Annotated in this window: 18 protein-coding genes and 1 tRNA gene; 12 read left to right on the top strand and 7 right to left on the bottom strand. The window is 38.3% G+C overall.

Features of this window, described 5'->3' with window-relative positions; translation table 11 throughout:
• Positions 1–44: 44 nt before the first annotated feature.
• The 5 genes from PRO_RS08515 to PRO_RS08495 all read left to right on the top strand — a co-directional run bounded on the left by PRO_RS08515 (position 45) and on the right by PRO_RS08495 (position 6,659).
• Positions 45–470: a photosystem I reaction center subunit II PsaD gene (locus PRO_RS08515; protein WP_011125882.1), complete on the top strand. Its 426-nt coding sequence runs from the start codon at positions 45–47 to the stop codon at positions 468–470.
• Between the two features lie 64 nt (positions 471–534).
• Positions 535–2,052, top strand: a complete 1,518-nt coding sequence (locus PRO_RS08510; protein ID WP_011125881.1) for an anthranilate synthase component I family protein — start codon at positions 535–537, stop codon at positions 2,050–2,052.
• Between the two features lie 3 nt (positions 2,053–2,055).
• Positions 2,056–3,201 (top strand): glutamate--cysteine ligase, encoded by a 1,146-nt coding sequence (gene gshA, locus PRO_RS08505; RefSeq protein WP_011125880.1) that lies wholly within the window; start codon positions 2,056–2,058, stop codon positions 3,199–3,201.
• Positions 3,202–3,284: 83 nt separating this feature from the next.
• Positions 3,285–6,203, top strand: a complete 2,919-nt coding sequence (ppc, locus tag PRO_RS08500; protein ID WP_413315692.1) for a phosphoenolpyruvate carboxylase — start codon at positions 3,285–3,287, stop codon at positions 6,201–6,203.
• Positions 6,204–6,206: 3 nt separating this feature from the next.
• On the top strand, positions 6,207–6,659 hold the full coding sequence (locus PRO_RS08495; protein WP_011125878.1) for a GNAT family acetyltransferase: 453 nt from the start codon (positions 6,207–6,209) through the stop codon (positions 6,657–6,659).
• A gap of 12 nt (positions 6,660–6,671) precedes the next feature.
• Here the strand turns inward: PRO_RS08495 and PRO_RS08490 are convergent.
• Positions 6,672–6,745: transfer RNA gene (locus PRO_RS08490), tRNA-Arg, on the bottom strand.
• A gap of 79 nt (positions 6,746–6,824) precedes the next feature.
• Here PRO_RS08490 and recF point away from each other — a divergent pair.
• Both recF and speD read left to right on the top strand, forming a co-directional pair.
• Positions 6,825–7,946, top strand: coding sequence for a DNA replication/repair protein RecF (gene recF, locus PRO_RS08485; protein ID WP_072013147.1), 1,122 nt, complete (start codon positions 6,825–6,827; stop codon positions 7,944–7,946).
• Positions 7,947–7,971: 25 nt separating this feature from the next.
• Entirely contained in the window at positions 7,972–8,439 is a 468-nt protein-coding gene (gene speD / locus PRO_RS08480) for an adenosylmethionine decarboxylase (protein WP_011125876.1), read from the top strand.
• Positions 8,440–8,481: 42 nt separating this feature from the next.
• Here speD and larE read toward each other — a convergent pair whose 3' ends face one another.
• A complete protein-coding gene (larE, locus tag PRO_RS08475) occupies positions 8,482–9,339 on the bottom strand; it encodes an ATP-dependent sacrificial sulfur transferase LarE (RefSeq protein ID WP_011125875.1) in 858 nt (285 codons plus the stop codon).
• 80 nt (positions 9,340–9,419) lie between these two features.
• Between larE and PRO_RS08470 the strand changes: the two genes are divergently transcribed.
• Positions 9,420–10,628 (top strand): cob(I)yrinic acid a,c-diamide adenosyltransferase, encoded by a 1,209-nt coding sequence (locus PRO_RS08470; RefSeq protein ID WP_011125874.1) that lies wholly within the window; start codon positions 9,420–9,422, stop codon positions 10,626–10,628.
• Between the two features lie 14 nt (positions 10,629–10,642).
• Here PRO_RS08470 and moeB read toward each other — a convergent pair whose 3' ends face one another.
• Both moeB and PRO_RS08460 read right to left on the bottom strand, forming a co-directional pair.
• Positions 10,643–11,782, bottom strand: coding sequence for a molybdopterin-synthase adenylyltransferase MoeB (moeB, locus tag PRO_RS08465; RefSeq protein WP_011125873.1), 1,140 nt, complete (start codon positions 11,780–11,782; stop codon positions 10,643–10,645).
• A gap of 12 nt (positions 11,783–11,794) precedes the next feature.
• Positions 11,795–12,322, bottom strand: coding sequence for a M67 family metallopeptidase (locus tag PRO_RS08460; RefSeq protein WP_011125872.1), 528 nt, complete (start codon positions 12,320–12,322; stop codon positions 11,795–11,797).
• Positions 12,323–12,443: 121 nt separating this feature from the next.
• On the opposite strand from PRO_RS08460, the gene PRO_RS08455 reads away from it, so the two are divergent.
• Positions 12,444–12,809, top strand: coding sequence for a CAAD domain-containing protein (locus tag PRO_RS08455; RefSeq protein WP_011125871.1), 366 nt, complete (start codon positions 12,444–12,446; stop codon positions 12,807–12,809).
• An 8-nt stretch (positions 12,810–12,817) separates the two neighbouring features.
• Here PRO_RS08455 and PRO_RS08450 read toward each other — a convergent pair whose 3' ends face one another.
• Complete coding sequence (locus PRO_RS08450) at positions 12,818–13,708, bottom strand: fructosamine kinase family protein (RefSeq protein ID WP_011125870.1); 891 nt, start codon at positions 13,706–13,708, stop codon at positions 12,818–12,820.
• Between the two features lie 38 nt (positions 13,709–13,746).
• On the opposite strand from PRO_RS08450, the gene crtD reads away from it, so the two are divergent.
• Positions 13,747–15,246 carry a C-3',4' desaturase CrtD gene (gene crtD, locus PRO_RS08445; RefSeq protein ID WP_011125869.1) on the top strand — a complete coding sequence of 500 codons (1,500 nt, stop codon included), beginning with the start codon at positions 13,747–13,749 and terminating at the stop codon, positions 15,244–15,246.
• Here the strand turns inward: crtD and PRO_RS08440 are convergent.
• A complete protein-coding gene (locus PRO_RS08440) occupies positions 15,235–16,101 on the bottom strand; it encodes a prephenate/arogenate dehydrogenase (RefSeq protein ID WP_011125868.1) in 867 nt (288 codons plus the stop codon). The two genes, crtD and PRO_RS08440, sit on opposite strands and share 12 nt — an antisense overlap.
• A 160-nt stretch (positions 16,102–16,261) precedes the next feature.
• On the opposite strand from PRO_RS08440, the gene PRO_RS08435 reads away from it, so the two are divergent.
• Entirely contained in the window at positions 16,262–17,614 is a 1,353-nt protein-coding gene (locus PRO_RS08435; RefSeq protein ID WP_341271065.1) for a helicase, read from the top strand.
• A gap of 56 nt (positions 17,615–17,670) precedes the next feature.
• Positions 17,671–17,922: a DUF2839 domain-containing protein gene (locus tag PRO_RS08430; RefSeq protein WP_011125866.1), complete on the top strand. Its 252-nt coding sequence runs from the start codon at positions 17,671–17,673 to the stop codon at positions 17,920–17,922.
• 16 nt (positions 17,923–17,938) lie between these two features.
• On the opposite strand, the gene recA is transcribed toward PRO_RS08430, so the two are convergent.
• Positions 17,939–19,078 (bottom strand): recombinase RecA, encoded by a 1,140-nt coding sequence (gene recA / locus PRO_RS08425; RefSeq protein WP_011125865.1) that lies wholly within the window; start codon positions 19,076–19,078, stop codon positions 17,939–17,941.
• Positions 19,079–19,164: the final 86 nt, after the last annotated feature.

Raw genomic sequence — 19,164 nt, 5'->3', positions numbered from 1 at the left:
TGCTACTTTCAACTTGTAGTGAAGTCAGTTTATTAAGAACCGCAATGACTGAAGTTCTCAAAGGTAGTCTCCCTCAAAGTATTGGAAGTACAGGAGGCCTTCTGAATTCTGCTGAAACTGAGGAGAAGTATGCAATAACTTGGACAAGTAAAAAATCACAAGCTTTTGAACTCCCTACAGGGGGAGCAGCCATGATGAACGAAGGAGAGAATATTATGTATTTTGCTAGAAAGGAGCAATGCCTAGCCTTAGGGACTCAATTTAGAGGTTTTAAGCCTAGAATTGAGGACTTTAAAATTTATAGAATTTTCCCAGGAGGAGATACAGAGTATCTTCATCCAAAAGATGGGGTATTCCCAGAAAAAGTTAATGAGGGTAGACCAATTACAAATCATAATCCTCGCAGAATTGGTCAGAATCCAAATCCTGCAAGCATTAAATTTACTGGTAAAAACACGTTCGACGCTTGATTAGATAACAACTTCTTAGGACTGATAGGTTTTAATTGTTTGTTAAGTCTGCGATGATAAATAAATGTCAATATCTGATCGTGTTTCTTTTTTAGATGCTGCTTCTAGGGGTATAAATTTTATTCCCTTAGTTCAAACTTGGCCAGCAGATCTTGAGACTCCTCTTTCTACATGGCTAAAAATTGGCCAGAAGAATCCACCAGGGGTTCTGCTTGAATCAGTTGAAGGTGGAGATACTTTGGGTAGGTGGAGTGTTGTAGCGTCCAATCCATTATGGGTAGTGACTATAAAAGGAGAGAAAATAACTAGAACTTGGAGAAATAACGAGAAAGAAGAATTTGTTGGAAATCCATTTGAACTTCTTAGAAAGTGTTTAGCACCATATAAATCGCAATTAATTCCTGGCCTGCCATCTTTAGGGCAGCTTTATGGAATGTGGGGATATGAGTTGATCAAATGGATTGAACCTAAAGTACCAGTGTATTCTCAAAATGATGAACAATTCCCTGATGGTATCTGGATGTTCATGGATAAAATTTTAATTTTTGATCAAGTTAAAAGACTAATCACAGCAGTATCTTATGGAGATTTGACGTCCGCGGATTCCCCTGAAGACGCGTATGAAAAAGCCTTCCAAGGAATTAAGGAATTTGAGAGTCTTATGCAAGAACCACTGCCTTCTATTAAATCTTTGAAATGGAACCAAAAGCCTTCAATACCTGATTCCATTGAGAGTAATTGGAGCAAGTCTGAATTTGAACATGCTGTTGAAGAAGCAAAAGAATACATTTCTAAAGGCGATATTTTTCAACTTGTTTTGAGTCAAAAATTTACGACCCAAGTTCCTCACTCTCCTTTGGAACTCTATAGGAGTTTGCGAATAGTCAACCCTTCTCCATTTATGGCTTTTTATGATTTTGGTGATTGGCAACTTATTGGATCTAGTCCCGAGGTCATGGTTCAGGCGAAGCCTATTGATAAAAAAGTTTCAGCAAGTTTACGCCCAATTGCAGGTACTCGCCCGAGAGGAAAAACTGCTAATGAAGATTCCGAGTTGGAAGCTCAACTTTTAGCTGATCCTAAAGAAATAGCTGAGCATGTCATGTTAGTAGATCTAGGCCGCAACGATTTAGGACGCGTCTGCAGAGCAGGTTCTGTATCAGTAAATGAATTAATGATTATCGAAAAATATTCGCATGTCATGCATATTGTTAGTGAGCTGCAGGGATACCTTAAAGATGATATGGATGTATGGGATTTATTGATGGCAGCATTCCCTGCAGGAACAGTCTCAGGGGCGCCAAAAATTAGAGCTATGCAATTAATTCATGAGTTGGAACCTCATATCAGAGGACCTTATTCTGGCGTATATGGTTCGATGGATTTAAATGGAGCATTAAATACTGCAATAACGATTCGTACAATGCTTGTGTCTCATCATTCCAAGGATCTTTTTAATGTGGAAGTTCAAGCCGGTGCAGGAATTGTGGCTGATTCAATTCCACAAAATGAATTTCAAGAAACTTTGAATAAAGCCAAAGGAATGCTTATCGCTTTGGGTTGCCTAGAACCTTCTATTTGATTTATGAAAGATTTTTTGCTCAAAGGCTTTGAAGTTGAACTTTTTACAGGTCTTAATACTGGAAAGCATGTAGGTGTATCTGATGCAGTAGCTAATGAGTTTTCAGATTTTGTGAAGGAACCAGATCAACGTAATCTTGAATATATTACAAAGCCTGAAAAATATTATGAAAATATCAAAGAATTACTTTTGGAGCCTAGAAGAAGATTGCGAAATTGGTTAAGAAGTAGAGATTTAACTATTTTGCCAGGAAGTACTTTAAGTTTAGGAGATAGTTCCAAGTTTATAAGATCTGATCCTTCAAATCCTTATCATAAATTTATTGAATTAAACTATGGTACAAAAGTAGTTACAGCTAGTATTCATATTAATTTAGGGATTGAAGACATATCTGTTATTTTTGAAGCTCTTCGTTTAGTTAGATGTGAGGCTGCTCTTTATTTAGCGCTAAGTGCAAGCTCTCCTTTTTTAGATGGTGTACCTACTGGAGTTCATTCACAAAGATGGATTCAATTTCCAAAAACACCAAAGAAAGTACCTTTGTTTTTAAATCATTCTCATTATGTGAAGTGGATAGAGCAACAACTTAATACGGGAACTATGTGCAATGAGCGCCATCTCTGGACTGCTGTTAGACCTAACGGATCGAGACGTCCTTACGAATTGAATCGATTGGAGCTTCGCATATGTGACTTGATTACAGATTGTGATTTGCTTTTGGCGATTACGGCTTTACTTGAATTGAGAGTCATTAGTCTTATAAAGAATCCAAATCAATTGGATCCAGTTAAAATCAGCAAGCTTAGCGCTGTTGAACTTGTTGATTTAAGTGATATGAATGAAGTGAAAGCTGCGACAAATAGTCTTGATGCTACTTTGTACCATTGGCGTGATGGCCATGAAATTTCTTGTCGTGATTGGATTACTGAATTAATTGATGAAGTAAAACCAATAGCAATTGAGTTAGACCTCTTGTCTGTTCTTGCACCAATTCAGGAAGTTTTGGATAAAGGGAATCAGTCAATGAAATGGCTGGAATCTTTTTCGCATGGAATGTCTTTGCCGCTTCTGCTTCAAGATTCTATTGAGACAATGAGAAATCAGGAAGATCACTCAAGAACTAAATTAGTTGACAATAGTTCCTCATGACTGAATTAGATAATTTTTCGATGTTAGAAGCATCTAAACAAGTTCCTGATAGAAAAGAATCGAGTCAGATTTTAGCCGACCATATGTCTGGCAGACTATTACAGAAACGTTTGGAGTTAGTTGAGGACCTTTGGGAAACTGTTGTGCGTAGTGAATGTCCATTAGAGCAAGTAGAACGTCTTTTACGCCTAAAACAATTAAGTAACTCAAGTGGGATTGTTGGGGAAGAACAGACTAATCAAATTAATGAGATTGTTGAATTGATCAAAGAAATGGATTTGGCAGAAGCTATTTCTGCGGCTAGAGCGTTTTCCTTATATTTTCAGTTAGTGAACATCCTTGAGCAAAGAATTGAGGAAGATAGTTACTTGGAAAGTATTAGTCGGGGCCAAGAAGAAAAAATTAATACTTCTATAGACCCGTTTGCTCCTCCATTGGCAAGTCAGACTGCTCCAGCAACTTTTAGTGAACTTTTTGACCGCTTACGTCGCTTAAATGTTCCGCCAGGACAGCTGGAGGAGTTGTTAAGAGAAATGGATATTCGACTTGTTTTTACAGCACACCCTACTGAAATAGTTAGACATACGGTTAGACATAAGCAACGCCGAGTAGCTAGTTTATTACAACAGCTTCAATCAGATGAAGTCTTTTCATTGTCTGAGAGAGATAATTTAAGATTGCAATTAGAGGAGGAGATAAGACTATGGTGGCGAACGGATGAGCTACATCAATTTAAGCCTACAGTGTTAGATGAAGTTGATTATGCACTGCACTATTTTCAACAGGTCTTATTTGATGCAATGCCTCAGCTGCGCCGTCGAATTTGTTCTGCTCTATCTCAAAGTTATCCAGATATTGATGTTCCTCAGGAAGCATTTTGTACTTTCGGGTCGTGGGTCGGCTCTGATAGAGATGGCAATCCGTCTGTAACACCGGAGATTACGTGGCGTACTGCTTGTTATCAACGGAAGTTGATGTTGGATCGCTATATGCATTCAGTACAAGAATTGAGAAATCAATTGAGTATCTCAATGCAATGGAGTCAAGTGAGTACTCAACTTCTTGAATCTTTGGAAATGGATCGTGTTCGTTTTCCACACATTTATGAAGAACGAGCAGCTAGATACAGACTTGAACCTTATCGATTAAAACTAAGTTATACACTTGAGCGTTTGAAGTTTACTCAACAACGCAATCAAGAACTTTCAGAAGCAGGTTGGGCGACAACTATAGAAAGGACTAATGTCTCTAATAATCCCGATGAAGATCTACATTATTGCTCTATTGATGAATTTAGAAGGGATCTAGAACTGATTAGAAACAGTCTGGTTGCAACTAATTTAAGTTGTGAACAATTAGATACACTATTGACTCAGGTTCATATTTTTGCCTTTTCATTGGCAAGCCTTGATATTCGACAAGAAAGTACTCGTCACAGTGAGGCCATTGACGAATTAACGAGATATCTCAATCTTCCCAAGAGCTATATAGAGATGACTGAAGATGAGAAAGTTATATGGTTGATGGATGAGCTGCAAACATTGAGACCATTAATTCCTTCAGCAGTTCAATGGTCCAAAAGTACTGAAGAAACATTTGCTGTATTTAGAATGCTTGATCGCTTGCAAAAAGAGTTTGGGAGCCGGATATGCCGTTCATATGTAATTTCGATGAGTCATACAGTTTCTGATCTTTTGGAGGTTCTTCTTCTTGCAAAAGAGTATGGATTAGTAGACATCTCTTCGGAATCTTCTGATTTACTAGTTATTCCTTTGTTTGAGACAGTCGAAGATCTTCAACATGCTCCATCGGTGATGGAGGAATTATTTCAATCTGAGATTTATCTTAAGTTATTACCTCGAGTGGGGGAAAAATCTCAACCACTACAAGAGCTAATGCTTGGTTATTCTGATAGCAACAAAGATTCAGGTTTTTTATCAAGCAATTGGGAGATTCATCAGGCGCAAATAGCTCTTCAGAATTTAGCCAGTAGTCATGGAGTTGCTTTACGCTTATTTCATGGTCGTGGTGGATCTGTTGGTAGAGGAGGGGGACCTGCGTATCAAGCCATACTTGCTCAACCCAGTGGAACATTAAAAGGACGCATTAAAATTACGGAACAAGGAGAAGTCCTAGCGTCAAAATACAGCCTGCCTGAACTTGCGCTTTATAACCTTGAGACAGTGACAACAGCTGTGTTGCAGAACAGCTTGGTAACTAATCAATGGGATGCAACTCCCAGTTGGAATGAGTTAATGACACGTTTAGCTGTCCGCTCTAGGCAACATTACAGAGCCCTTGTTCATGACAATCCTGATTTAGTTGCTTTTTTTCAAGAAGTAACTCCAATAGAGGAGATTAGTAAATTGCAAATATCTAGTCGCCCTGCTCGTAGGAAAACTGGTGCTAAAGATCTTTCGAGCTTAAGAGCTATTCCATGGGTTTTTGGTTGGACACAAAGTCGTTTTCTTTTACCTAGTTGGTTTGGTGTTGGAACAGCTTTGGAAGAAGAACTTAAGTCTGATCCAGACCACATTGAATTGTTAAGGATGCTTAATCAGCGTTGGCCTTTTTTTCGTATGTTGATCTCTAAGGTAGAGATGACTCTTTCTAAAGTAGATCTAGAGGTTGCTTACCATTACATGACTAGTCTTGGAAGTCATGAAAATAGAGAAGCGTTTAATTGTATTTTTGAAATAATTTCTAATGAGTACAAGTTAACTAGGCGATTGGTTTTAGAAATCACTGGTAAGCCAAAACTATTGAGTGCTGACCCAGCATTACAGTTGTCAGTAGATCTACGTAATCGCACAATAGTGCCTTTAGGCTTTCTTCAAGTGGCTTTACTCTGTCGTTTACGTGATCAAAATCGACAGCCACCTATGAGTGAGACTTTGTTAACCGAAGGTGATATTGGACGTACGTATAGTAGAAGTGAACTCTTAAGAGGTGCTTTGTTAACCATTAATGGCATTGCGGCTGGGATGCGCAACACAGGTTAAGAGTTGTTCCCTTTTCAGAACCCTAAATCATCTAAGCTTCCTTTAGGCTTTTTTTTAGAGCTCAATGAGGCTCCTACTGCTCAAGAACTTAATAGATTGCTATCTAGATGTAATGCAGATACTTATTCTTCAAGGAAATTATCTTTAGCCTTGAACAATAGTTATTGTAATCTTTCTATTTTGCAAGATAAAACATTTAAACTTTTTGGATTTGTTCGCATCACAAGTGACAAAGGATTAAATGCAAATTTATGGGACCTTGTTGCTGCTCCAGGGGATAATCAAAAAAAGTTTTTAGCTGTATTAATTCATCACGCACTTGCAATTATTAGAAAGGACTTACCTGGATGCAGTGTGTCAGTCTCTGCGCCAATTATTTCTATACGGCCGTTAGAAGAGGAAGGATTTATCATTGATCCAAGTGGGATAAGAACAATGGCTTATCGCATTAGATGAGATTTGTTTTTACGAGCATGGAGGGACTCGAACCCCCGACTCTCAGAACCGGAATCTGATGCTCTATCCAACTGAGCTACATGCCCAAAAATCGACCGTAAGTCGAAAGATGAGAACTAATAAAGTCTCAATAGAGTTAGCTTAGCTAAAGGTGCCTTAATTAAGATCAGCCTTCAGCAATTAGAACTGCGTTATTTCCGCAGTTACAGAAGCCTCAAATTGAAATTAACTGAGAAACGCCTTTTGGTTATTGGGCCTAATGGTGCTGGCAAATCAAACCTTTTAGAAGCAGTAGAGTTGTTAGGCAGTTTACGTTCCCATCGTTCGAGTAGTGACCAAGATCTAATTCATTGGGGAGCCAGTGAGGCAGTTGTTCGTGCAATTACAAGTGATGAGGAAAAACTTCAATTGGAATTTCGTAAATTAGGAGGAAGAAAAGCATCTAGAAATGGTAAATCGTTAGCTCGTCAATTGGATTTATTAGGCTCACTGAGATGTGTTGGTTTTAGTGCACTGGATTTAAGTTTAGTGAGAGGGGAACCTTTACTTCGTAGAAATTGGCTTGATCGAGTTGTGCAGCAACTTGAGCCAGTTTATGGGGATTTAATTACTAGATTTAATAGATTGTTGCGTCAGAGAAATCAACTCTGGCGTCAATGGAAAGATCGTTCAAAAGATGAGCATTATGCTCTTTTAGATGCTTTTGACTCACAAATGGCATTGGTCAGTACTCGGATTCATCGTCGCCGTATTAGGGCTTTAAAACATTTGGGACCTATTGCAGCAACTTGGCAAAAGCGTCTTAGCAAAGGCAAAGAAGATTTGGAGCTTAAGTATCATCCGGGTAGTATTTTGGAAGGAGAGGAGGAGGAATTGGCATGGCGATTAACTATTGAAAAACAACTGGCTGAGCAGCGCAATGAAGAAGAGCGATTAGGTATTTGTAAAGTTGGGCCTCATCGTGATGAGGTGTTATTTCTATTGAATGGGGTTCCAGCTCGTAAGTTTGGCTCTGCTGGCCAGCAAAGGACACTTGTTTTGGCTTTGAAATTAGCTGAGTTGGAATTTGTTGGAGAAATGTATAAAGACCCTCCAATATTGCTTTTAGATGATGTATTTGCAGAACTTGATCCTATTCGACAGCTTTTACTTCTTGAGGCAGTTGGTGACAACCATCAATGTTTAATAAGTGCAACCCATTTGGATGCTTTTGAAGGCGATTGGAGGAAAAATTCTCAAATCCTTGAATTAGCATTGCAGCAAGATGGAATTCTGGAAGTCGGTTAATGTAAAAAGCGTTTATTATCTTTAGATGGAACAAGCTCTTTCTTACCTCCATCCCAATCCTGGATGGGTAAATTGTAATCGAGCAATTACAACGAATTCACAGAATGGCAGCTCTGCTGACATGGTAGGAAAACACTGCATTCTAGAGCTATATGGATGCGATCAATATAAACTCAATGATGAAGCATTTGTGAGAACTAGTTTGACAGCTGCTTCCAAGATTGCAGGTGCAAAACTCCTTAATATGATCACGCACAGATTTCAGCCTCAGGGGATAACAGGGTTAGCACTCTTAGCTGAATCTCATATTTCAATACATACTTGGCCTGAAAGTAGATACGCGGCAATTGATGTATTTACTTGTGGTAATCAAACAATGCCTGAAAAGGCCTGCAACTTATTGGCTAGAGAGTTTGGTGCTAAAAGCAATCTTTTAAAGAGTTTTATTAGAGATACACCGCATCACATGGAAGATCTAACAAGAAATCCATGACTTAATATTTGTATTTCTCTTCTTGACTAACAAAATTGGTCTTTAAGAAATCTTAGGAGTGTCAGATAAATTATTTTCACGATTAAGTTTGCCACTTATTAACCCTTCCAGGTCAACACTAATTGCAGAAAATCCAATAGATAAGAAATAATCTATAAGCTCTGTTCGATTTGAGTGGCTTAATAAATCGCTGATTCGATTTGTGGGCACTTCAATTCTTGCAACTAAACCTTGCACTCTTACCCTTACTTTAGGAAACCCCTTGTCAATTAACCATTTCTCGGCTTTGGCTACTTGTTTGAGACGTTCCAAATTTATGGGATCTCCATAGTGGAATCGTGAAGCTAAACAAGGTTGAGCGGGTTTATCCCACCAGGGTAAACCAAGTGCTTTTGAAATCTCACGTATAGAAGCTTTGTTAATTTGTAGTTCTGCTAGTGGAGATTTAACTCCTGCTAAATGTGCTGCTTCAATGCCTGGACGATAATCTTTTATATCATCTGCATTAACTCCATCTACTACTTGAGCATTTGAAAATTTCTTTGCAATTATTCCAAGATTATTATGGAGTTCCTTTTTACAGGCAAAACATCTGTCAATTGGATTTGCTTTGTAATTGGGATCTTGTAGTTCATTAGTTTTACATTCCTGATGCTCTATCCCTATCCATCTTGCTTGCAAACGGGCTTCTTCAAGAAGATGAGGAGCTAGTGATGCAGATACACCAGTAACAGCAATAGCATTGTTATCTAATTGTTCTTTCCCAATTGCAGCTATAAGAGAGCTATCTACACCTCCTGAATATGCAATGCAAACTTTTTTAAGGTCTTTAATGAAATCTCTTAACAGATCAAGCTGTTTAACATTTGATTTTGCAAGTTGATCTTGTAGCTTTAGCATCATGTTTTACTTTAAGACTTTTTTGAAGATTTTCTTCATTAGTGAGATCTAGTTAAGCTTTATTTAGGATGGATTATTTAATGGAGTCAAATCAAGATTCAAATACTTCAGTAAGAAACGACAAGTCTTCAGTCATTGGTAGAAAAAAATCTATTGGAATAGTTACTGCTGCTGATAGTAAAGAGCGTAGCCATGGTCAATTGCATGTTTATGACGGAGAAGGCAAGGGAAAAAGTCAAGCTGCACTTGGAGTTGTTTTAAGGACTATTGGTTTAGGAATTTGCGAGGAGCGAAGGACTAGAGTTTTACTGCTTAGGTTTCTAAAGGGTCCTGGTAGGTCCTATGACGAGGATGCAGCAATAGAAGCATTGCAACAGGGGTTCCCACATTTAATTGACCAAGTCAGGACTGGTAGGGCGGACTTTTTTACTGCTGAGGAAGCTACGAGATTTGATCAAACAGAGGCAAAGCGAGGATGGGATATTGCTAAAGGAGCAATTGCAAGTGCGCTTTATTCGGTAGTCGTACTGGACGAGCTCAACCCTGTTCTAGACCTTGGTTTATTGGCTATAGAAGAAGTTGTTAAGACAATTGCTTCTAGGCCTGCAGGAATGGAGATTATTGTCACTGGTAGGGCTGCTCCGCGACCGCTTATTCAAATTGCGGAATTGCATTCTGAAATGCGTGCTCACCGTAGACCTCATGGGGATAATGTTTATGCGATTGCTAACGGATCACCGGGTGGAATTGAGATATATACCGGCGAGGGGAAAGGAAAATCTACCAGCGCTTTAGGCAAGGCTTTGCAAGCTATAGGGAAAGGAATTAGTCAAGACAAAAGTCATCGGGTTTTGATTTTGCAATGGCTTAAAGGTGGGAATGGATACACGGAGGATGCAGCGATTGCTGCACTTAGAGAAAGTTATCCTCATTTAGTTGACCATTTACGTTCTGCCAGGGATGCGATTGTTTGGCGAGGACAGCAACAACCTATTGATTATGTTGAAGCTGAACGCGCTTGGGAAATTGCGAGAGCAGCAATTAGCAGCGGTTTATATAAGACTGTTATCCTTGATGAACTCAACCCTACTGTTGATTTGGAACTTCTTCCTGTAGAACCAATTGTTGAAACCTTGCTTCGAAAACCTGCAGAAACGGAAGTAATTATTACTGGGCGTTGTAAAAATCACCCTCCTTACTTTGACTTGGCAAGTGTACATTCAGAAATGGTTTGCCACAAACATTATGCTGAGAAAGGTATTGATTTAAAAAGAGGAGTTGATTATTAATTGCTAATTTATAATTAGAAATTAGCTTGAGACCAAGCTTCAATTCCACCTAATATATTGGTTGCTTCTATTCCATAGTCTTTTAATATCATAGCTGCTTGGATTGATCTCTTGCCTGTTGAACAGTGAATAAAAAGTTTTTTCCCGCAAGATAGATCTTTGATCTTATTTATATACTCTTCACTTTTAATTCTCTCAAGCGGAATTGATATAGATTGATTTATGGACTGGATGTTATGTTCTCTAGTGGTTCTGACATCGATAAGTAATACTTTGGGTTCATCATATTCTAGTAACTCTTTTAGATCAAAGACAGAAATACTAGGTATAGAATTCTTTATAGCTTTGTTAGAAGAGCAAAACTCTTGATAATCAATTAATTCAATAATTGGCTTTCTAAGCTTATCTCTTCTTAGACTTAACTCTTTAAATTTCATTGTAAGTGCATCAATTACAAGAAGTCTTCCATCTAAAGTATCCCCTATTTCAGTAATAATTTTTATTGTTTCTGAAGCTTGGATTATTCCTACAAGACCTGGCAATATACCCATTACTCCTGCTTCAGAGCACGATGGCATAAGTTCTGGATCAGGAGGTTCAGGAATTAAATCTCTAAATGTAGGACTACCTTCTCTAAGATTGAATACAGTTGAATGGCCTTCGAATTTTGCAATTGCTCCATAAATATTTGGCTTCCCTAGAATTTCACTAGCATCATTTATGAGATATCTGCTTTCGAAATTATCTGTACAATCACAAATAACATCAAAAGGCTGAAGTATTTCTAAAGCATTTTCGGTTGTAAGTAATGTATTAAATACCTCCACGTTAATATTCGGGTTTAGAGCTAAAATACTTTTCTTAGCAGATTCTATTTTTGTATTCCCAATTGAATTTGTTTCATGAATGACTTGCCTTTGAAGATTTGATTTTTCCACTAAGTCTGAATCTACAATACCAATATGACCAATACCTGCAGCTGCAAGATATAAAAGAAGAGGTGAACCTAGTCCCCCACACCCTATACAAATTACAGAACTATTTTTGAGCCTTCTTTGACCATTTTCTCCAATTTCTGGTAATAAAAGATGTCTAGAATATCTTTCTAGTTCATCTGAGGATAATTCCAGATGATTTGCATTAAATAAATTCATTGTTAATGGGAATTAAAAGACATGATTTCCACTTTTGCGAACTACTGGAATTTCTAGAGAATCAATCATATATGAACTTTTAAGCCACCATGCACGCATTTTCTGGTTGCCATTAACGATAATCATTAAATTAGGTGAAAAATTCATAGATAGATCCATCTGTGAAGGAAAAGTCGATCCCATTGGATGGGAGTGAGCTGCCCCTAATACTGTTAAATTTTTTGATCGACCCCATTTTTGCGCAAGAAGTTGTTCAATTGGATCTATTAGAAATCTATTTTCTCTTGACCCTTCTTTGAAAAGAGTAGTTTTATTAAGTTCATAACATCTTTCACTGTCTGCATTTATTGAATTACTCCAAATATTGCAACATGGCCAAACTAATTCAATTTGGAAAATATTACGTCCTTCGAGATTTTCTGCTTTAATTGATTTTCCTAGTAGTAAAGCGCATCCTTCTTCTGGCTTTACCGTTAAGAGGCTCGAACTAAGAATCCTTTCAGAATCCTTATGTAATTCAACATGACTTGGATTATTCATAGGAATCTCTTTGTTCGGTCCTCTCTCTATCAGGGTTCGGCATTATCTCTAAATCAATGTTGGCACTTAAAAGATTATTTAGATACACTCAAACCAACATAAAATTTGTAAACTTGTGGTAATGAGTGATGTCAGTCCTGAGTCAAATCAAGACTCGAAAACTGAGACGACCCCCTCTGGTCCAAGTATCTCAGATCGTGCTAATGATTTCATGGGTCAAGCCAATGAAATCCTTGGGAAAGTTGATTGGTCTCAAATGGGTAAATATGGTAAAGCTGCAGGGATCATTGCAGTTGTAATCCTTGCCCAAATTGTAATCAAGGTAGTTGTTGACACTGTTAACTTCTTCCCAATTTTGCCAGGCTTGCTAGAACTTTTAGGCCTTGTAGTTGTTGGACAATGGAGTTGGCAAAATCTTACTACAAGTGAAAAGCGAGCTGCAGTTGTAGAAAAAGTTCAAAATCTTAGGAAGGAATACATAGATTAACTCAATGATTACTTGCTTAAGAGTATCGTAATTTTATCAAGAGTAGATATAGAGCTTTGTTGATAATTTCCTCCAAATAAGTTTGCATGGTTTAATAAGTGATACAGGTTATATATGTCAGATCTTTCTTCATGACTTTTAGCTAATGGGTATGTCTCGTTGTATCCGTTATAAAAATCAATAGAGAATCCTCCGAATAATTTTGTCATTGCAATATCGACTTCTCTATCTGCCCACCAAATTGCAGGATCAAATATTATACCTTTTCCATCTCTATGAATTCCAGTATTTCCTTTCCACAAGTCTCCATGAACTATCGAGGGCTGGGGATCATGTTTGTCAAGATATTCAATAAGTTTAGAAAAAAGCTTGTCTTTTTGAATACATAAGCCCCATTCTTCGGCCATAGCCAATTGAGGGGCTAATCGAAGTGTGACAAAGCACTCCCCCCAGCTTTTTCGCCATCCTCCAACTTGTGTGCTGCGACCAATAAATCCATCTTCTTGCCAACCAAAACTCTTTTGACTGTGCTCTGCAGAGTGCTTGTGCATTAGAGCTAAACCTTCACCTAACTTTCTTTCATTGCCTCTATTTATGTCGATCCAAGACATTAATAATATTGCTGCTGTTTCTAGTTTTTGAGTGATAATTGGTTTGGGTATTATTAAAAAATTTGGATCTATCTTTTCATTTAATGAAGCAAGCCCTATCTCTTCATATTTCAACATTCCAATATTTTCTACAGGACATGTTTTCGCAAAAAACTTTTCTCCTGTGCTTAATTTAATTTTCCATGCATCATGAATACAACCTCCAGTTACGGCGGTCGCCTCAATGATTTTTTCTCCTGAAAGAGGTCCTTTAGTGCTGACTACTTCTTCTCTAAGAGCGAAGTCCATTAGCTTGTCCTTTGTGGATGCTCTTACAATTACTGATTATGCTTGAGCAATCAGTAATTGTAATTGGTGGTGGGATAGCTGGTTTAACCGCAGGAGCCTTATTGGCTCATGAAGGGATCAATGTAACTTTGCTTGAGGCACATAATCAAGTAGGTGGGTGTGCAGGTACATTTCGACGAGGACCTTATATTTTTGATGTTGGAGCAACACAAGTTGCTGGCTTTGAAAGAGGCGGTATTCATGAGCGAATTTTCAGACATCTTCAATGGCCTTTACCTAGCGCAGATGTCCTAGACCCTGCTTGTGTAGTCCACCTTGGGGATGGGAAGAGACCAATACATCTCTGGCACGATCCTTCCAAATGGCAAGAAGAAAGAAAGGATCAATTCCCTGGGAGTGAGCTTTTTTGGTATTTATGTAGTCAATTACATCAAAGCAATTGGTCCTTTGCTTGCAATGATCCGATTCTGCCTATTCAAAATTACTGGGATTTAAAGCAGTTTGTTAAAGCAACGAGGCCGATGAATGTATTGTCTGGATTCTTCAGCCGGTCATCTGTCACTGACCTCCTTTGGCTTTGTGCATGTAATCAAGATAAACGATTGAAAGCATTTTTAGACTTGCAACTAAAACTTTATTCTCAAGAGCTAAGTGATGAAACAGCTGCTTTATATGGAGCAACTGTTCTTCAAATGGCGCAGGCTCCACTTGGGTTATATCACCTTCATGGGTCTATGCAAAAACTTAGCGATCATTTACTTGCTTGTTTTTTACGAGATGGTGGAAATTTATTATTAGGTCATAAAGTTGTAGAAATAGTAAAAAAAAATGAGAACAGTGGATGGAAGTTAAAAGTAATCAACAAACAATTGTCGTTAAACTTTCAAGCATCAGATTTGATATTTACCCTTCCCCCACAGAGTCTATTAGACTTAGTTGTTGGATTGCCTCTAAAATATCGCCATAGATTAGAGAATCTATCACAACCCTCTGGAGCTATTGTTTTTTATGGCGCAATTAAACGGTGTCATCTTCCTTTAAACATTGCAGGGCATATTCAAGTAATGTCTGATAAACAAGGTTCATTATTTATTTCTATTAGTCAAGAAGGGGATGGCCGTGCTCCTGTTGGTGAAGCAACTGTCATTGCAAGTGCTTTTACAGATGTTTCACCTTGGATGTCTTGCAATGAAGTTGAATATCGAATACAAAAAAAATTGGCTCTAACAAACATTACGGAAGTTTTAAATACAGAGTTAAATATTGAACATGAGAATTGGCAGCATAAAGAATTAGCAACTCCAAAAAGTTTTGCAAAATGGACAGGTCGTCCTCAAGGTATTGTTGGTGGTTTAGGGCAGAAGCCAACAATTTTTGGACCTTTTGGATTATCTAGTAGAACTCCTATGAATGGTTTATGGTTATGTGGTGATTCTATTTACCCTGGTGAAGGTACAGCGGGAGTAAGTCAGTCTTCTGTTATGGCTTGTAAGCAATTCATGTCTGAAAAGGGGCTAGAATTAAATTTAAGTCGATAATTTCTTGCTGTTAATAAAATTAGGCCTAGTGCTTTGAGTTGCTTCTAGTTCTTGTTGTAATCCTGACCAGTCTTTTGATCTGATAATTGCTTCTAGAGCTTCTATTGATGATCTATAAGATGTCATAGCATCTAATATGGCTGATGTATTATTTTCTGCCATTGCGACTCCAAGATAAGGATTACCCCCTCCTATTCTTGTGGTATCTTCAAAACCACTAGAAGCAATTGCTTGGGCTAGTTTTAGCAATTTAGCATTTTTCTCATTGCCCACTGTTTGTATTAATGCAGCACTTATAAATACTGGTAAATGTGAGATCAGAGCTACTGCCTGATCATGCATTTTGGGATCTGTTGTAATCCAGTTGCTTCCAAGATCTATAGCTAATTGATGTACTATTTCAAGAGCCTTAAGATCAGTTGCCTGGTTAGGGGTAGCTATCCAAGGGCGATTATTAAATAATCCAAATTTGCCAGCATCTACTCCAGTTTCTATTGTTCCGGCCATAGGATGACTTCCTACAAATCTAGGGTGTAATTTTTGCCATGAATTGATAACAGGAACTTTTACAGAGCCTACATCTGTAATTACAGCATTTTCAGGTAGTGCATGAATTAATTCTTCTGGTGGATGAATAAGTTGAGATAATGGCAATGCCATGATTACCATTGAACAATCTTTAAGTATTTTAAATTCCGTACTTATAAGTTGGGCTAACCCTCGTGATTGAGCCTTTTTTAACGTTTGCTTTCGACGCACTACCCCATAGACTTCATATCCTAATTTTTGAAGATCTAGTCCTAGAGACCCTCCAATGAGACCAAGTCCAACTATGCCAATGCGATGTAATACCATTAATCTTGAGAATGCTCCTTATTCGTCTTAACTTTCGCTTTACTATAGGGCGGAAATTATCTTCGTTAAGTAATCTCAATATATGATTGAGGCATATGCTCATAATTATCTAAAGAACCTCCTAAAGGAGGATGATTTGATTTGGCCTCATAATTTGACTTTGAGTAGACTTGTTTCCAGGAGTTTGCGTCGAAGAGATAAATCAATTTTTCAGCTCGAAATAAGTAATCATGAGGATTATTGGTTAGGTGTTCTTATTCCCCTTTGCTTGCAAAGCTTTGGAGCTGTATTGGTTGTTACATCAAGTCAAAAAAATCGATTGTTTCAAGTGGAAATTCCTAGGCTAAAAGAGGAGGGATTAACTCTCCCTATATGGGAAGGAGCTGACCCACCTTTAGATGGGAAGGTTTGGGTTCTAGATTTTGTCGGTTTTGTTAATGCGTTTCGTAAAAACCATCTTTCTTCAAGACAATTAATTATTCCAGAAGGAGAGTTTTTTAGCAGGAGAATCCGAGAGGCAATGGCTATACATGTTTCTTCTTCTCATTGGGATTGTTTAAGAAGAGCCTATCCCTCTACATCATCTGCATTAATTAATTTATATGAGCGTTTAAGTCGTAGATTATTTTCACAGGCTATTCGCCCTGATGCATTAGTAAGGATTGATTTAAGCGATGTTTTGAGATTAAAAGATTTATTAGGAGTGCTCCCCCAGCCCCCAGCACCATGGGCAGATGTACTGGATGCCACAAATCAACGATGGGCTAGTTGGGCTGAACTTGATTACAAGCTTCTCGATTGGACATGGCACTTACAACCTTTAGAACCATTGCACATTCTTCATAAACTTTTTATTGATAATCCTTTTGTTCTGTTAAGCGGCGCATTTCAACATGAATTGGGATGTCTCGATACACTTGCAAACGTTAAGGTCAAATTAGGTAGTCCAATTTATCAAGATCCCATTAAACTATTTGTTCCTTATCGACAACCTTTGCCTAATGCAGAATGCTTTACAGAACATTTGTTGGAGCAATCTAGACGTTTGATATTGGGACGCCAAGGTCTCACAGTTATTCTTCTTGATGATCTTCGATTGCTGAGACAATTAACCTCTGAACTTGCTTCTGAGTTTGGGACAAGAGTGGTTTATGAATCTACGGCTCCTGATTCTAATGGAGTGATCTGTTGTACTTCTTCTTGGTGGCTTGCCTCACATATTCATCTCCCTTCTCCAGAACAATTAATACTAGCTTTACTCCCAATTAGTAGCTTGGAAACTCCCTTGACTGCTTCTAGGGTTGAAGCCTTTAAACAGCAAGGACGTGATTGGTTTCGAGACTTGCTTTTACCAGAGTGTTTAGGACTTTTGCCACGATTGGTTTTACCTGTTAGGAAAAATCAAGGACGAATTGCTGTCTTAGATGGACGGTTGCGTTCACGAGCTTGGGGAATGAAGGTTTTTGATGCTCTTGAACCTTGGACTCCGTTAGAACGTCTTTTGCCTGATTAATGAAATAGGCATTTCAATTTACATTTCATAGAATGATATTAATCAAATTACAACACATGGGAGAAGCTCGACGTAGATCTAAAAATGATCTAGGCAACCAAAATCCAAAAAACAAACATCAAGTAGGCAAGAATGATTCCCCACGAATTATTGATTGGCTTCCTTTAACAGTGAAACAAAGAAATAAATTTCTTGAGATAACTGTTCAAGGTGGTTGGATAGGTATAGGCCTTTTGGCTGTTATATGGATTGTGGTGCGGATTGTCGGTCCTGCGGCAGGATGGTGGGTTCCCGCCGATTTACATTGAGTACTTGAGATTAAGCTTATGCAGCATTAGATATTTTTTTCATGACAGGTGGTGTATTTGCTGCACGAGCTGCTGATGCCAGAGGTTTCATGGAATTAGCGCTCACTTCTGAACCTTCGGTTAACTTTTGACGAACTAATTTTTCTATTTTCTCTTTTGCTTCTGAATTTTCTTCTAGCCAAGTAATTGTATTGTCTCGCCCTTGACCTATATTATCTCCTTCATAGCTATACCAAGCACCTTTGCGGGTGACAATATTTGTTTCTTCTGCCATATCAAGTAGACATCCTAATGTGCTAATGCCTTTTCCAAATAAAATATCAAATTCAGCAATTCGAAATGGAGGAGCAACTTTGTTTTTTGCAACCTTTACTTTGGCACGTATCCCATATTCCTCTGTGCCTCTTTTCAGGGTTTGAATTCGCCTGATATCGAGTCGCACAGAGGCATAAAATTTTAGAGCATTCCCACCTGTAGTCGTTTCAGGGTTTCCATAGGTAACTCCAATTTTGAGTCGTAATTGATTTAGAAAGATCACAGTACAGCCTGATTTCCCTATATTCCCCGTAATTTTTCGCATTGCTTGACTCATTAATCTCGCTTGGCTACCTACTGCATGATCGCCCATTTCCCCTTCAATTTCTGATCGAGGCGTGAGTGCTGCTACTGAATCAACAACCACAAGGTCAACAGCTGATGATCGAATTAATTGATCAACAATCTCTAGCGCCATTTCTCCTGTATCGGGTTGTGAGACCAAAAGGTTTTCAATGTCAACTCCTAGAGATGCTGCATATACAGGGTCTAGAGCATGTTCTGCATCAACAAAAGCGGCTACTCCACCCCGTTTTTGAACCTCGGCGATAGCATGTAATGTCAGCGTTGTTTTACCAGAACTTTCTGGACCATAGACTTCTACGACCCTACCTTTGGGATATCCACCGCCTAAGGCAAGATCAAGAGTCAGTGCTCCAGTAGAGATTGTCTCCACACGCATTTTGGAAGCATCCCCTAAGCGCATGATGGAGCCTTTGCCAAAGTTTCGTTCTATTTGACCTAGTACAAGGCTGAGAGCTTTATCTCTTTCTCCAGAACGTGCTTCATTTGGAGGACAGGATGAGTTGGAAGATGAGATTGACTTAATTTCGTTTGACATTGTGATTACTTATCTGAGTGAAAAGCAAAGTTGTGGCAAGTTTTGATGGATGAAAAATTCAGCATTCACAGCTTGTCCCTTTCGCC

This window comes from Prochlorococcus marinus subsp. marinus str. CCMP1375 (assembly GCF_000007925.1).
Classification (GTDB): Bacteria; Cyanobacteriota; Cyanobacteriia; order PCC-6307; family Cyanobiaceae; genus Prochlorococcus_E; species Prochlorococcus_E marinus.
Note: the sequence above shows the minus strand (reverse complement) of the source record. Positions and strands in the feature narration are given on the sequence as shown.

Excerpts from the sequence above, each read along its gene's own strand:
- speD (WP_011125876.1), top strand. The coding sequence starts at position 7,972 with ATGGAACAAGCTCTTTCTTACCTCCATCCCAATCCTGGATGGGTAAAT.
- PRO_RS08455 (WP_011125871.1), top strand. The coding sequence starts at position 12,444 with ATGAGTGATGTCAGTCCTGAGTCAAATCAAGACTCGAAAACTGAGACG.
- PRO_RS08515 (WP_011125882.1), top strand. The coding sequence starts at position 45 with ATGACTGAAGTTCTCAAAGGTAGTCTCCCTCAAAGTATTGGAAGTACA.
- PRO_RS08450 (WP_011125870.1), bottom strand. The coding sequence starts at position 13,708 with ATGGACTTCGCTCTTAGAGAAGAAGTAGTCAGCACTAAAGGACCTCTT.
- ppc (WP_413315692.1), top strand. The coding sequence starts at position 3,285 with ATGTCTGGCAGACTATTACAGAAACGTTTGGAGTTAGTTGAGGACCTT.
- moeB (WP_011125873.1), bottom strand. The coding sequence starts at position 11,782 with ATGAATTTATTTAATGCAAATCATCTGGAATTATCCTCAGATGAACTA.
- PRO_RS08510 (WP_011125881.1), top strand. The coding sequence starts at position 535 with ATGTCAATATCTGATCGTGTTTCTTTTTTAGATGCTGCTTCTAGGGGT.
- recA (WP_011125865.1), bottom strand. The coding sequence starts at position 19,078 with ATGTCAAACGAAATTAAGTCAATCTCATCTTCCAACTCATCCTGTCCT.
- larE (WP_011125875.1), bottom strand. The coding sequence starts at position 9,339 with ATGCTAAAGCTACAAGATCAACTTGCAAAATCAAATGTTAAACAGCTT.
- PRO_RS08430 (WP_011125866.1), top strand. The coding sequence starts at position 17,671 with ATGGGAGAAGCTCGACGTAGATCTAAAAATGATCTAGGCAACCAAAAT.
- PRO_RS08440 (WP_011125868.1), bottom strand. The coding sequence starts at position 16,101 with ATGGTATTACATCGCATTGGCATAGTTGGACTTGGTCTCATTGGAGGG.
- PRO_RS08470 (WP_011125874.1), top strand. The coding sequence starts at position 9,420 with ATGGAGTCAAATCAAGATTCAAATACTTCAGTAAGAAACGACAAGTCT.
- gshA (WP_011125880.1), top strand. The coding sequence starts at position 2,056 with ATGAAAGATTTTTTGCTCAAAGGCTTTGAAGTTGAACTTTTTACAGGT.
- PRO_RS08460 (WP_011125872.1), bottom strand. The coding sequence starts at position 12,322 with ATGAATAATCCAAGTCATGTTGAATTACATAAGGATTCTGAAAGGATT.
- crtD (WP_011125869.1), top strand. The coding sequence starts at position 13,747 with ATGCTTGAGCAATCAGTAATTGTAATTGGTGGTGGGATAGCTGGTTTA.